Raw genomic sequence first — 13,650 nt, forward strand, 5'->3', positions numbered from 1 at the left:
TGCAGATTCAAATGTGGGAGGGGGCTTGCCCCCTCCCACATTGGTTATCTGCAGTCCTGCGCCACCTGTTCAAGCCGCGACGGCGTAATGGTCGACGCCAGCGGCTTGCGCTCGTACAAAAACACCTTGCCGCCGTCCCCCGCCTTGTAGACCTCCAGCACGTCATCGGCGGCAATCTTGCTGGTCAACACCAGCTTGGCGTGGCGCGAGTTCTGGGTCACCGTCGACGTGATCCCGTGCTTTTCCAGCTTGGGAAGCAGGCATTGCACATAGGCTTCCGGGCTCTTGCCGGTTTGCAGGGTCAAGGTCGGATTATTGGGGGCGGAAACACAACCAGCCAGCAACAGGGTCGCGACCGGTACGAAAAAAGAGCGCATGAAAAAATCCTGAGTCTAAAAATAAAGGTTCACATCAACCCGCGCGAACCAGCGCCTTGAGCGAGGCATCGAACTGCTTCAGCGCATCGAGCTGCACATCCCGCTGCTGCTCGATCCGCGCGGCAATCTCCGGTGCGGCCTTGTCGTGCACCCACACCGAGGGCACCTGCCTGCGCACCAAGCCTTCGGCCTTGGCGATGTATTGCAGGTTCGCGTCATAAAACCGTGCGATAAAACGCGCTTCGACCTGATCGTTGCGCTGGGTCAGCAATTGGTTATGGGTATCGAGCATCACCACCACATCGGGGCGAGCCTGCACCAGGGCATCCAGGTTGTCGTAGACCGTCACCGACAAAAAGGTTCCCTGCAGCGAGCCCATCAACCAATCAATGGCCAGTTCCGGGTCGGAGCTGTTGACGAACGCCTCGCGGATACGTGCGTCAAGGGCATCCCTGGCGCCGTTCAAGGCCATGTCGTGGTAGCGTTCGAGGTAGCTGAGGTTGTCGCGGGTGTTATCGCTTAACAACACACCCACCGATTGCGCATGCTGCAGGGAGTCTACGCTACCGACGATAGGTAGCAAATGGCCTGCACGCAACTCATCAGCGATCGCTGCGTTGTTGACGATCACAGTGCCCAGCATCAGCATCATTAAACCCAGCTGAATCAACGTCCTCATCGCGCATTTCCTTGAACAGCGTCTCGATGCAGGCGATTTTGCGCTTTTCCTGAAAAAACAGAACTTGCGTTGCATGATGGTGACTATTATCTGAACCGATAGTGCTCACATAAAACCTATAAGGACCACGCCATGAAGCCCCACCAGAAAACCTTCGACCGCATCCGCGAAGCCGTCTTGCCGGAGTTTCGCGAACGGGTCGCCGATTACCTGCTCGACTATGAACAGGTACTGCTGGATGAGGCGTCGGAGGCCGACCAGGTGCACGCCAGTGCCCAGCAGTTGCGCGGCTACCTGCGTGGTTTGAACACCACGCGAGTGCTGGGCATGGCCGATTGGGAAGACCTGGACCGGCGCGTGGAACAGGCGTGGCTACGGACGGTGGAAGCCGAATAACCGGCTTGGGGTGTCGATCAGCAACGCCTGCTCAACCTGCTGCGAACAGCCCAGGGTCTGACGTTGCTCCACCACACTGGCGTAATGGATGGACGTTTCGTGCTGGGTATGCGGCCAGTCACTGCCCCACACCAGCCGGCGCAGGCCGAAGCTCTGTTGCAGCAAGGGCATGGCCTGGCGGGCAAACGCCAGGTTCTGCACCGGGGTGCCGGCCAGGCGATAGATGCCCGAGACTTTCAGCCATAGATGGCCGCTGAGGCCCAACTCGAGCAACTCGACAAAGGCAGGCTGATCGACGCCCAGCCGTGCATCAGGCCGTCCGAAATGGTCGATCACCAGCTTGATTCCGAATGGGATCAATTGCCGCACCAGGTGTGGCAAGTCATCCACCTCGCGGTGCAGTTCCACATGCCAGCCCAGCTCGGCGATCTGCGCAAAGAACACCTTCCAGCCGTGCGCGGCAAAATCCGGCAGCGCCCTGCCGACCAGGTTCAAGCGCACGCCTACCACGCCCTGGCGGGCCATGGCCTGCAAGGCGTCGCGGCCGATGTCCGGCGCCACGACCACCACTCCGCGCAACTGGGCAGGCGCCTGTTGCAAGGCCGCCAGCAGGTAGCGGTTGTCGGTGCCGAGGAAACTGGGCTGCACCAGCACGCCGTGGCTCAGGCCATTGGCGTGCAAGTGCGTGAGGTAGTCGGCCAGCGTGGCGTCGTACCCGGGGGTGTAGCGGCGCTCGCCGGCCAGGGTCAGCGCCTGGCTGAACACGTGGGCGTGGGCGTCGATGCCCGTGATGGGCGTGGAGCGGTGATCAAGCATGGAGGTCATCTTTCATCCGTAAGGGGTATCAGGCCTGGGCGCGCTGGCCGGTCGTGACGCTGTTGACCGGCGCTGCTTCCAACACCCGGCCACGGGTTTCCGGCAGGCACAGCGCGGCGATCACGGCGACACCATAGGCGATCCCCGCATCAATGCCGATGGCCGAGCCCAGGGACATCGAATCACTCATATGCCCCACCAGGAACGGGAACACCGCCGACAGCACGCGCCCGAAGTTATAGCAAAAACCCACACCGGCGCCGCGCACGTCTGCCGGGTACAGCTCGTTGAACAGCGCGCCCAGGCTGGCCGGGATACCGGCGGCAAAGAAGCCCAGCGGAAAGCCGAGGAACAGCATCTGGGTGTTGCTCAGCGGCAGGAACACGTAGGCCTGCACGGTGATCACGCAGCACAGGGCGAACAACACGATATTCTTGCGCCGGCCGATGCGATCGATCAGCAGCCCACTGACCACACAGCCACACCAGAAGGCAAAGATGATCACCGCTAGGTACCCGCCGGAGTTGAGCACCGACAGGTTGCGCTCGGTCTTGAGGAAGGTCGGCAGCCAGGTCATCACCGCGTGGTAACCACCGTGCGCACCCAGGCCTAGCAGGCCGCCGAACAGCGTGACGCGGATCAACTCGGGGCGGAAGATCCCCGCCAGGGACTTGAAGAAACTCTGCGGGATCGCCTGTTCCTTTTGCAGACGCTGAAAACTGTCGGGCTCTTCAACGTTGCGGCGTACCCAGATGATCAGGAACGACGGCAGCAAGCCCACCACAAACATCACGCGCCACGCCATGTCCTGCGGCACAAACGAATAGATCAGCGCAAAGATGCCGACCGCCGCGCCCCAACCCACGGCCCACGCGCTCTGCACGGTGCCCATGACTTTGCCACGATACTTGGGATTGATGGTCTCGGCCATCAACACTGCGCCCGCCGCCCATTCACCACCGATGCCGAAGCCTTGCAGCGCCTTGACGATCAACAACTGGTGGAAACCGGTGACAAACGCCGACAGAAAGGTGAAAAACGAAAACCACAGGATCATCCACTGCAAGGTGCGCACCCGGCCGTAGCGGTCGGACAACGTGCCGCCGACCCAACCGCCGATGGCCGAGGTGATCAGCGTAACGGCGCTGATCAGCCCCGCATCGCCCTTGCTCAAGGCGAACGCGGCAATCAAGGCCGGAATCGCCAGGCCGAACATTTGCACTTCCAGTGCGTCGAGGGACCACCCGCCGAAGCAGGCCCAGAATGTCTTGCGCTCCCGAGGAGTGACTTGGCGATACCAGCTGAACATGATTTTTATCCTTATAGGTCAAACGCCGGGCAGCCGCGCGCGAACCGCGCCGTTGCAGGGCCAGTGTGGGCAAACAGTTAAAGGTGCGGGTGCGCCGTCAGCGAATATCCACGCGGTAGCGGAAGTGCTCGGCGTGCCCACGGGAACGTCGCCACTCCAGCGGCTGGCCGGCGTAATCACGCGCTAGACGCTCGATCACCACCACCGGGCTGTTGACCGGAACCTGCAGCAAGCGCGCGTACACCGCGTTGACGGATTCGGCGGTGAGGGTTTCCTCGGCCGAGGCCACCATTTGCCCGCAGACACTCTCATACACCGGGTAGAGCAACGGGCCCTGCTGGGACCAATCGAGGTCGAGCAACGCCTGGAAGCGTGTGCGCGGTAGCCAGATCTCTTCGGCCAGCAACGGCTGCACGTCCAGCAGACGGGTACGCATGATACGAATCACCTCGGCCTCGGGCGCCAGGCCCAATGCCTCGCTGACCGCCGACGGCGCGGCCACGGACTCGACCGTCAGGATGCGGCTTTCCGGCACCTGGCGCTCGCCCGAGGGGCCTTGAAAACGAAAGAATCGAAACAGCGAGGATTGGAATTGCGGGCGGCGCACAAAGGTGCCACGGCCCTGCTGGCGTTCAAGAATGCCCTCGCTCACCAACGCATCCACCGCCTTGCGCACGGTGCCGGTAGACAGCTCGTATTCGGCGGACAGCACCGCTTCGGTGGGAATGGCTTCGCCGGGGCGCCAGCGATTATTGGCGATCTGTTCGACCAGATGGTCGCGCAGGCGTTGATAAAGCGGCAGGCGGGCATCACTGGAGAGCGTATTCATGGGCCACATTCACTTTGTTATTTAGTCATATATATGAATATGGCGAGAGTATTTGCCCTGCGGGTGACGCCTGTCAAGGGCGCCACCGCACAGGGATGATGAGTGGTCGGGTTACAGCGCAGGACGTTGCAGGTTGACCCACGCCTGGACCGACGGCCGGCTCCACTGGCGTTGCGCGTAGGCCACCAGCTCGGCGGGCACGCTGTCACCGTTAAGAATCAGACGATTGAGCATCACCGCCAAGTCCACGTCAGCAATGCACCACTCACCGAACAAGTACGGCGGATTACCCGCCAGCAACGCTTGCGACGCACTGATCAACTTGGCAGCAGCCGCTTCAGCCACGGCGGTCAGTGGGGGCATCTTCTGCCCGTAGAACACCACCATCGTCGAGCGTTCCTGGCGGATCGGCAGCAAGTCACTGCGCAGCCACGCCTGTACCTGTCGCGCCCTCGCCCGCTGTTTTGGATCGGCCGGGTACACGCTGATCTCGGGGTAGGCCTGGTCCAGGTATTCGGTAATCGCGGAGGATTCCGACAAGGCAAAATCGCCTTCCACCAGGGTCGGCACCCGCTGGGTCACGGACAGCCGGGCAAAATCAGCCGTCTGGTTTTGCCCGGCATGCAGATCCAGGGTGACCAGGTCGAAGGCCAGGCCTTTTTCCCGCAGGGTGACGAACACCGACATCGCGTACGGGCTGGTGTAGAGCGAATCAACGTAGAGGCGCAACGGAGGCTGGTTCATAACGGGGCTCCTTGGGTGAAGCCCTACGCTACGAGATGCGCGCCGAGAAAGACAATGCGCGGTTTTTATGGGGGCATTCCCGGGCGGAATAGCGGGTTAACCGGCAAACCCGCCCTTGTCCAGAAAGGCGCGCTCTTCATCCGTGGTGACCCTGGCCAGCACCGCATTGCGATGGGGAAAACGCCCGAAGCGCTCGATGATCTGCGCGTGTTCCTTGGCCCAGCGGTAAGTGTTGGCATCCAGTTGCTGATTGAGGGTCAGGGAGCGTTGCTGGTCCTTTGGGTCTTCCGAGTGTTCGAACGGCAAATAACAGAACGCGCGCAATGCCGGCTCCACCTGCTGGTCGAGCCCGGCGTCCACCATGCGCTGGGCGTACAGGCGCGCCAGCGGGTCGGTGGCGAACATGTGCGCGGTGCCGCGAAAGGCGTTGCGTGGGTATTGGTCGAGCAGGATCAATAAGGCCAAGGCGCCTTCGGCCGAATCCAGCCAGCTTTCCAGCTCGCGCCGGGCGGCTTGCAGGTGGGTGGCGTGGAAGGTGTCGCGGAAGGTGGCGTCGAACCCATCGTCCTTGGCGAACCAGCGTTTGGGGCCGGCGTGCCGCCAGAAGTCGATGACGGTTTGAGGGGTGCTCATGCTCAGGGTCTCCGGATGTGAGTTCACTGACGGTATCAGAAGCGGGATCAACGGAGGGCAACACGTTGATTAATGTTATAGGATAACGCCAATTTTCCGCCCTGCCCTGTGATTCCGCCCATGACCGATGCCGTTCCCCTGCGCCAACGCCTGCTCTCCATCGACGCCCTGCGCGGCCTGGTGATCCTGTTCATGCTGCTCGACCACGTGCGCGAAACCTTCCTGCTGCATCGGCAAGTCAGCGACCCGATGAGCATCGACAGCACCGAGCCCGCGCTGTTTATCAGCCGCACCCTCGCCCACCTGTGCGCGCCGGTGTTTGTGCTGCTCACGGGGTTATCAGCATTTTTATACAGCCAGAAATACCAGGGCCGCCGCGATGTGTCGGCGTTCCTGTTCAAGCGCGGGTTGTTCCTGGTGGTGCTGGAGTTCACCCTGGTCAACTTCGCCTGGACCTTCCAGTTGCCGCCCAGCGTGATCTATCTGCAGGTGATCTGGGCGATTGGCATCAGCATGCTCGCCCTCGCCGCCCTGGTGTGGTTGCCGCGCCCGCTGTTGATCGTGCTGGCGCTGGTGATCATCGGCGGGCACAACCTGCTGGATGGCCTGCACTTCGACCCAGGCTCGGCGCTGCATATTCCGTGGACGATCCTGCATGAACGCAGTTGGATTGACGTGTCCGACAGCCTGCGCCTGCGCACGACCTACCCGGTACTGCCGTGGATCGGCGTGATTGCCCTGGGTTACGGCCTGGGACCGTGGTTTGCCAATGCCACACTGCCCGCCGTGCGCCAGCGGTATTTGCTGCTCGGCGGCTTGGGTGCGTTGCTGGGGTTTGTGCTGTTGCGTGGGCTCAATGGCTACGGCGAGAAACCCTGGCAGGCATATGACAACGGCGTGCAGACGCTGATGAGCTTTTTCAATGTCACCAAGTACCCGCCTTCGCTGCTGTTCCTGGCGTTGACCCTGGGCATTGGACTGTTGCTGTTGCTGGCGTTTGAACGCGCGGGGCATCGACGCTGGATCGGCGTGTTGGCGGTGTTTGGATCCGTGCCGATGTTCTTTTACCTGTTGCACCTTTATGTGCTGAAAGTGCTGTATGTCGCCTGTGTCGCGCTGCTTGGCCTGAACCAGGGCAACTACTTTGGCTTCGAGAGTATCGGTGCGGTGTGGCTGGTGGCGCTGGTGTTGCCCCTGGCGCTCTACCCGCCGGTGCGCTGGTTCGCCGGGCTCAAGGCCCGCCGCCGCGACCTGGCCTGGCTCAAATACCTCTGACCCGGCATGGACTAAATGTGGGAGGGGGCAAGTCGAATCGTCGCACCGCCCCTTCCACATTTTTTACGGGGTTAAGCCAACTCGGCCCGTAGCTGGCGAGCCGCGGTGACCATGTGAATCAACGCCGCCTCCGTCTCCGGCCAACCGCGTGTCTTCAACCCGCAATCCGGGTTCACCCACAGGCGCTGGGCAGGAATCCGTTTCGCCGCCTTGCGCAACAGGTTGGCCATTTCCGAGGCATCCGGCACCCGTGGTGAGTGGATGTCGTAGACGCCTGGGCCAATGTCATTGGGGTACGCGAAGGCTTCGAACGCGTCCAGCAACTCCATGTCCGAGCGCGAGGTCTCGATGGTGATCACGTCGGCATCCATGGCGGCGATGGACTCGATCACATCGTTGAATTCGCTGTAGCACATGTGCGTGTGGATCTGGGTTTCATCGCGCACACCCGAGGCGCACAGGCGGAACACTTCGGTGGCCCAGTCCAGGTAGTGCTGCCAGTGCGCCTGGCGCAACGGCAAGCCTTCACGGAACGCGGCTTCGTCGATCTGCACGATCTGGATGCCAGCAGCTTCCAGGTCGACCACTTCGTCGCGAATCGCCAGGGCCAGTTGCCGCGCCTGCACTTCGCGGCTCACGTCTTCGCGGGGGAACGACCACATCAGCATGGTCACAGGTCCCGTCAGCATGCCCTTCATCACCTTGCGGGTCAGGCCTTGGGCGTAGCGGATCCACTCCACCGTCATCGCCTTCGGGCGGCTCAGGTCGCCGAAGATCACCGCCGGTTTCACGCAACGCGAACCGTAGCTCTGCACCCAGCCGAAGCGGGTAAATACGTAGCCATCCAGTTGCTCGGCGAAGTACTCGACCATGTCGTTACGCTCAGCTTCACCGTGCACCAGCACATCCAGGCCGAGGTTTTCCTGCACCTCGACGGCGTGACGAATCTCGCTGTGCATGGCTTCGACGTATTCGGCCTGGCTCAACTTGCCCTGCTTGTAGGACTGCCGCGCCAGGCGGATCGACGCGGTCTGCGGGAACGAACCGATGGTGGTGGTCGGGAACAGCGGCAGGTTCAGGCCCGCACGTTGTTTCTCGATACGCTGGGTAAACGGCGACTTACGCTGGCTGTCCTGACGGGTAATCGCCGCTACACGCGCTTGTACCGCAGGCTTGTGGATACGCGGCGAGGCCGCGCGGGCCGCCTGCACGGCGCGGCTTTCGGCCAGGGCAGTGAGGACATTGGGCGCTTCAGGCTGGTTGACGGCTTGCGCCAGCACCGCAACTTCAGCGCATTTTTGCACGGCGAATGCCAGCCAGCTTTTCAGCTCGGCATCCAACTGGTCTTCACGGCCCAGGTCCACCGGGCTGTGCAGCAGCGAGCAGGATGGCGCCACCCACAGACGATCACCGAGTTTTTCATGGGCGTGCTGCAAGGTGGCCAGGGCGTTTTCCAGGTCACAACGCCAGACGTTACGGCCGTTGACCACGCCCAGGGACAGCACCTTGTACGCCGGTAGGCGGTCGAGAATGATCGGGTACTGCTCCGGCGCGCGCACCAGGTCGATGTGCAGGCCATCCACCGGCAGGTTCGCGGCCAGGCCAAGATTCTCTTCCAGGCCGCCGAAGTAGGTCGCCACCAGCTTTTTCAGCGGGTCGCGCTGGATCAGGTTATAGGCACGCTCGAAGGCGTTTTTCCATGCCTGCGGCAGGTCGAGGACCAGGATCGGCTCGTCGATCTGCACCCATTCCACGCCGAGGTCGGCCAGGCGCTGGAAGATCTGGCCGTACAACGGCAGCAGGCGCTCAAGCAGGTCGAGCTTGTCGAAATCAGCCCCCTTGGCCTTGCCCAGCCACAGGTAGGTCAGCGGGCCGATCACCACCGGCTTGACGGTGTAGCCCAGGTCGCGGGCCTCCTGGACTTCTTCGAACAGCTGCTCCCAACCCAGGTGGAATTGCTGGTCGGCGCTGAATTCAGGCACCAGGTAGTGGTAGTTGGTATCGAACCATTTGGTCATTTCCTGGGCGTGGGTTCCGCCGCAGCAACTGTCGCTGACGCCACGGGCCATGCCGAACAGGGTGTCGAGGGTGGCCTGGCCATCGGCCGGGCGAAAACGCTCCGGGATCACGCCGAACATCAGCGAGTGGGTCAGCACCTGGTCGTACCAAGCGAAATCACCGACGGGCAGCAACTCGATACCGGCCTGTTTTTGCAGGTCCCAATGGGCCTTGCGCAGTTCGCGGCCGACGGCCCGCAGGCCGGCTTCGTCCAACTCGCCCTTCCAGAACGCTTCCTGCGCTTTTTTCAGTTCACGATCGCGTCCAATGCGCGGAAATCCGAGGGAATGAGCGACTGCCATGACTTACAACTCCACTGTAGGTATTCAATGGCAGCCATTGTCGACACACGAGCATAGTGAGACAAACTCATTTTATTCCAGATGATCACAAGATCCACTCATGTTACCTGCACTGATTCAATCAACCCATTGCTGGTCGCGCCCCATCTGTTACGCATACCATGGCCCCAAACAACCATTCAAATGAGCCCCCATGATCAAAGCCAGCCTGCGTAGTCACCTCACCCTATGGTTTGCCGGGTTGTCGCTGCTCATTTTGTTGAGCGTGGGTTTCTATGTGGGGCATATCGCCACCGAGCAGATGAAACAGGCCAGCGCCAATACGCTGTTGAGCACTGCGCGCTCGACGGCGGCGCTGCTGGCGGTGCAATTGCGCGAACGGCAGTTGGAAGTGTCCTTGCTCAGCAAGGCCCCGCTGTTTCGCCGTGGCGACCTGGATGCGCCGGACATCCTGTCCTTGATGGAACTGCGCACCCAATCGCGCGCCGAGTACGCGTGGATGGGGGTTGCCGACGCCGACGGGCGTGTGCGCCAGGCGGTCAATGGGCTGCTGGTCAATCAATCGGTGCAGCAACGCCCCTGGTTCCAGGCCGGCCTGCGCGGTGAGTACACCGGCGATCCCCACGAGGCAGTGCTGCTGGCCAAACTGCTGCCGGGTGCGGCGAATGGCGAGCCGCTGCGCTTTATTGACTTTGCCGCGCCGATTCGCAATGCCAGCGGCGACACGATTGGCGTGCTGGGCGCCCATGCCCACTGGCGCTGGGTGACGCAGATTGTCGCGTCCGCCGTGACGCAAAAAGACGCCCTCCCCGATATCGAGGCCTTGATTGTCGACTTCGATGGCAAGGTGCTTTACCCCGAAGCCCTCGCCGGTGAGCAGATGCCTAAAGACAAGCTGGTCCCGTCAACCGGCTGGTTCACAGACAACGGCTACGTCACCGCCTCCGTCGCCGTCCCAAGCCCATCCAATGCCAGGATGAACTGGTACATCATGGTGCGCCAGCCGTTGGACGTAGCCCTGCAACCGGCGCACAGCCTGCTGTACAAATTGCTCGTGCTCGGCCTGCTCACAGCCATCAGCTTTGTAGTGGCCGCGTATTACCTCGCCTCCTCCCTCAGCCGTCCCATCGAGCGACTGGCCAAGTCCGCCAAACAGGTGCAGGACCATCAGCCCGGCGCGGTCTTCCCCCAGGAACACCCGGTGCTGGAGATTGCCCAACTGGGGCAATCGCTCACCGGCATGACGCAATCGCTGCTCGCCAAGGAACGTGAACTGCAAGACGCCAACGCCTCCCTGGAAGCCACCGTGGCGCAACGCACCGCCGACCTCACCCAGGCCAACGCCGACCTGCTCAAGCTGGCCACCCACGACGCCCTCACCGGCGTGTTCAACCGGCGCCGCTTCGATGAAAAACTCGCCGAGAACAGCCTGCTGTTCCAACGTACCGGCCGCACCTTCGCCCTACTGCTGATCGACGCCGACTATTTCAAGCGCGTCAACGATACCTACGGCCATGCCGTTGGCGATGATGTGCTGTGCCAACTTGCGGTGCTGATAGAAAGCACTACGCGCGCCACCGACTTCGTTGCCCGTTATGGCGGAGAAGAGTTCGCCGTGCTTCTGCCGGAAGTCGAAGAGCCGGACAGCCCTGACGTGGTCGCCGAAAAGATCCGTGTGGCTGTCGAGGCGGCAGTCTTTCCAAGCGTGGGTCGCCTGACCGTGAGTATCGGCGTGGGCGTGGCCGAGCCTTCTGACCGCGACTCCCTGGCATTGCTCAAGCGCGCGGACATGCGCTTGTATGAGGCCAAGGGCGCGGGGAGGAATCGGGTGGCGTGAGCACCACGGTCTTTTGGGGCCGCTTCGCAGCCCAACGGGAGCAAGCGCCCTCGCCACAGGTGGCGGGGGCGGTTACTGCCTGGCTCTTACATCAACGGAATCGAGTAACTCACAAACACCCGATTCTGGTCCTGGTCCCGCGCCACTTCACTGCGTGACACGCCGTTCCGCCAGCCGAACCCGACGTTCTTGAACGTGCCGCTCTGCACCACGTAATCCAACGAGATGTCCCGCTCCCACTCGCTGGCGTCGTTGCCGCTGGTGGTGAGGATGTGCTCGCCCTTGAGGTACATCACCGAGGCCTTCAGGCCGGGTACACCCAGCGACGCGAAGTCGTAGGCGTACTGGGCAAAGGCGGTGCGCTCGCCGGCCTGGATGAAGGTCTGCACGGTACGGTCGGTGTAGAGGTACAGGCTGGCACCGCCCTCGCCTTTGTTCACCAGGCCGCCCTGGTTGAGTTGGGCGAAGTTGCTGTCGTCCGAGACTTGCTGGTAGCCGGCGGTGATCGCGTGCGGGCCGAGGGAGTAGATGAACGCGGCGCTCCAGGTGTTGTTGTCGATTTCACCGTTGCCGTTCTTGGTATAGCCGCCCAACTTGTAGCCTTCAGCACGGCCGGCGACGCTGCTGTTTTTGCCGTCGGAGCGGGTATTGAAGTAGCGCAGGTCGGTTTTCAATGAGCCGTATTCGCCCAGCGGCAGTACGTGGATCAACCCGGCGAAATGCTGTTGGTAATAGTCTTCGAGGTTGGCGTAGTAGTACTGGACCATCAGGTCCTTGGTCAGTTGGTAGTCCGCGCCGGCGTAGGTAAATTTATTGCTCTCCCGGGTACCGCCCGCCGCTGCCAGGCCACTGCGGTCGCTGGAGCCGCGACCGGTGGCGTGCTCAAGCTGGCCGCCGACCAGGGTCAGGTTGTCGATGTCCTTGCTGGTGACCTGCCCGCCTTCGAACGACTGCGGCAACAGGCGGCCGTCGTTGCTCACCAGGATCGGCAGGTTCGGGCGCAGGTAGCCGTAGCGCGCTTCGGTCTTGGCAAAGCGTGCCTTGGCCGTCGCGCCACCACGGGCCCAGTTATCCGTGGCCTTGCCGTCTTCGGTGGGGATCATCGAGCTGCCGACATGGCGCGCGGCGCTGCTGTCAAGGGTCACGCTGAGCATGCCGATGGCGTCCAGGCCAAAACCGACGGTGCCGTCGGTGAAGCCCGACTGGTAGTTGAGGATAAAGGCCTGGCCCCACTCTTCGGTCTTCGACGGTGCCGCCGTGCCGTCGCGGTTGTCGTTATTGAAGTAGAAGTTACGCATGCTCAAGTTGGCTTTGCTGTCGCTCAGAAAGTCAGCAGACGCCAAGGGGCTCAGGGCAATGCCCAGGCCGCCGGTCAATACACTTAATACATTCAACGTGGCTTTCATCAGGACGAACTCCGGCGCGGAATCCAGGTTCCGGGCGCAAAAAATGGGCAGCAGGATGCCGTCGGCCAAACGTGACGTTGGCCGGGGCGTTAACGGTGATTCAGTTGCTTAGTTGTTAGCGAGTTGAGTGAAGTGAAACCTCCGTAAACCTCAGTCAATCAATCCATGAGCGTCATAAAACGGGTACGGCCCCGGGTAATCCCCGAACACGCCGTTGTGGCTGATCAGGCCCTGTTGCGCATCCCAGCGATGCAACAGATACCCCGCCGGTTCCAGGTTGAAATGCGCGGGCGCGGCGTCCTGCAGGTCCAGCACAATCTGATGGGAAGTACCGGGGCACACACAACTCAGGCTGCCGCCAAAGCGTCGTTGCATCGGTCGGTGCAGGTGCCCGCACAGCAGGCGTTCCACTTGCGGGTGGCGAGACACGACTTTTTCCAATGCGGCGGCATTGATAAAGGGTTCACGGTCCATATGGCCGATGCCGCTGATAAACGGTGGATGGTGCAGGATCAGCAACGTCGGCGCGTCCGGGCGTCGTGCCAGTTGCGCGTCCAACCAGTGCAATTGGCTGTCCAGTAGCTGGCCGCCGTGCCCACCCGGGATAGTCGAGTCCAGGCCGATCAAACGCAGCGGATGCTCGTCCACCACCCAGTCCAACGGCCCCTCTGCCGACAAAGGCAAGTAGGCGTGATCACGGAATGCCTCGAGCAACGGACCGCGTGTGTCGTGGTTGCCCGGCACCAGGTAGCACGGCATGTGCAGGCGCGCGAGTTCGGGGTGCAGCACGGCGTATTCATCGGCGCGGCCGAAGTCCACCAGGTCACCGCTGACCACCACGATATCGGGCCGGGGCTGGCTGGCGTTCAAATGGTCGACGGCACGGCGCAGCGCGCCCAGGGTATCGACCACCCCATACGTCAGGCGCTGGCCGGCTTTAAGGTGCAGGTCGCTGATTTGCGCAACAAGAAACGGACGATTCACAAGCA

The 13,650-nt window shown here is 62.1% G+C and carries 13 protein-coding genes; 3 read left to right on the top strand and 10 right to left on the bottom strand.

Going from position 1 to position 13,650, the window contains the following annotated elements:
• Positions 1 to 44: 44 nt before the first annotated feature.
• Positions 45 to 377, bottom strand: coding sequence for a hypothetical protein (locus tag NIBR502773_RS02790; protein ID WP_141155316.1), 333 nt, complete (start codon positions 375 to 377; stop codon positions 45 to 47).
• A 34-nt stretch (positions 378 to 411) separates the two neighbouring features.
• On the bottom strand, positions 412 to 1,056 hold the full coding sequence (locus NIBR502773_RS02795) for an ATPase (RefSeq protein WP_141155317.1): 645 nt from the start codon (positions 1,054 to 1,056) through the stop codon (positions 412 to 414).
• Positions 1,057 to 1,188: 132 nt separating this feature from the next.
• Between NIBR502773_RS02795 and NIBR502773_RS02800 the strand changes: the two genes are divergently transcribed.
• Entirely contained in the window at positions 1,189 to 1,452 is a 264-nt protein-coding gene (locus NIBR502773_RS02800; protein ID WP_141155318.1) for a hypothetical protein, read from the top strand.
• Here the strand turns inward: NIBR502773_RS02800 and NIBR502773_RS02805 are convergent.
• The 5 genes from NIBR502773_RS02805 to NIBR502773_RS02825 all read right to left on the bottom strand — a co-directional run bounded on the left by NIBR502773_RS02805 (position 1,429) and on the right by NIBR502773_RS02825 (position 5,783).
• On the bottom strand, positions 1,429 to 2,268 hold the full coding sequence (locus NIBR502773_RS02805; protein WP_141155319.1) for an amidohydrolase: 840 nt from the start codon (positions 2,266 to 2,268) through the stop codon (positions 1,429 to 1,431). The genes NIBR502773_RS02800 and NIBR502773_RS02805 overlap by 24 nt on opposite strands.
• Positions 2,269 to 2,296: 28 nt before the next feature.
• The gene (locus tag NIBR502773_RS02810) at positions 2,297 to 3,577 is read right to left on the bottom strand and encodes an MFS transporter (RefSeq protein ID WP_141155320.1); all 1,281 of its coding nucleotides are present in this window, start codon (positions 3,575 to 3,577) and stop codon (positions 2,297 to 2,299) included.
• A gap of 97 nt (positions 3,578 to 3,674) precedes the next feature.
• Positions 3,675 to 4,406 (bottom strand): GntR family transcriptional regulator, encoded by a 732-nt coding sequence (locus tag NIBR502773_RS02815; RefSeq protein ID WP_141155321.1) that lies wholly within the window; start codon positions 4,404 to 4,406, stop codon positions 3,675 to 3,677.
• Positions 4,407 to 4,517: 111 nt separating this feature from the next.
• Complete coding sequence (gene yfcF / locus NIBR502773_RS02820) at positions 4,518 to 5,150, bottom strand: glutathione transferase (RefSeq protein WP_141155322.1); 633 nt, start codon at positions 5,148 to 5,150, stop codon at positions 4,518 to 4,520.
• Positions 5,151 to 5,246: 96 nt separating this feature from the next.
• The gene (locus tag NIBR502773_RS02825; protein ID WP_115488940.1) at positions 5,247 to 5,783 is read right to left on the bottom strand and encodes a DUF924 family protein; all 537 of its coding nucleotides are present in this window, start codon (positions 5,781 to 5,783) and stop codon (positions 5,247 to 5,249) included.
• Positions 5,784 to 5,903: 120 nt separating this feature from the next.
• On the opposite strand from NIBR502773_RS02825, the gene NIBR502773_RS02830 reads away from it, so the two are divergent.
• Entirely contained in the window at positions 5,904 to 7,058 is a 1,155-nt protein-coding gene (locus tag NIBR502773_RS02830) for a DUF1624 domain-containing protein (protein WP_141155323.1), read from the top strand.
• A 71-nt stretch (positions 7,059 to 7,129) separates the two neighbouring features.
• Here NIBR502773_RS02830 and metE read toward each other — a convergent pair whose 3' ends face one another.
• Positions 7,130 to 9,418, bottom strand: a complete 2,289-nt coding sequence (metE, locus tag NIBR502773_RS02835; RefSeq protein WP_141155324.1) for a 5-methyltetrahydropteroyltriglutamate--homocysteine S-methyltransferase — start codon at positions 9,416 to 9,418, stop codon at positions 7,130 to 7,132.
• A gap of 193 nt (positions 9,419 to 9,611) precedes the next feature.
• Here metE and NIBR502773_RS02840 point away from each other — a divergent pair, with 193 nt between their 5' ends.
• The gene (locus NIBR502773_RS02840) at positions 9,612 to 11,255 is read left to right on the top strand and encodes a sensor domain-containing diguanylate cyclase (RefSeq protein ID WP_141155325.1); all 1,644 of its coding nucleotides are present in this window, start codon (positions 9,612 to 9,614) and stop codon (positions 11,253 to 11,255) included.
• Positions 11,256 to 11,341: 86 nt separating this feature from the next.
• Here the strand turns inward: NIBR502773_RS02840 and NIBR502773_RS02845 are convergent, their stop codons facing one another.
• Positions 11,342 to 12,661, bottom strand: coding sequence for an OprD family porin (locus tag NIBR502773_RS02845; RefSeq protein ID WP_141155326.1), 1,320 nt, complete (start codon positions 12,659 to 12,661; stop codon positions 11,342 to 11,344).
• 150 nt (positions 12,662 to 12,811) lie between these two features.
• Positions 12,812 to 13,645: a phosphodiesterase gene (locus NIBR502773_RS02850; protein WP_115486313.1), complete on the bottom strand. Its 834-nt coding sequence runs from the start codon at positions 13,643 to 13,645 to the stop codon at positions 12,812 to 12,814.
• Between the last annotated feature and the right edge of the window lie 5 nt (positions 13,646 to 13,650).

Origin of the sequence: Pseudomonas sp. NIBRBAC000502773 (assembly GCF_006517195.1) — a bacterium.
Taxonomy (GTDB): domain Bacteria; phylum Pseudomonadota; class Gammaproteobacteria; order Pseudomonadales; family Pseudomonadaceae; genus Aquipseudomonas; species Aquipseudomonas marginalis.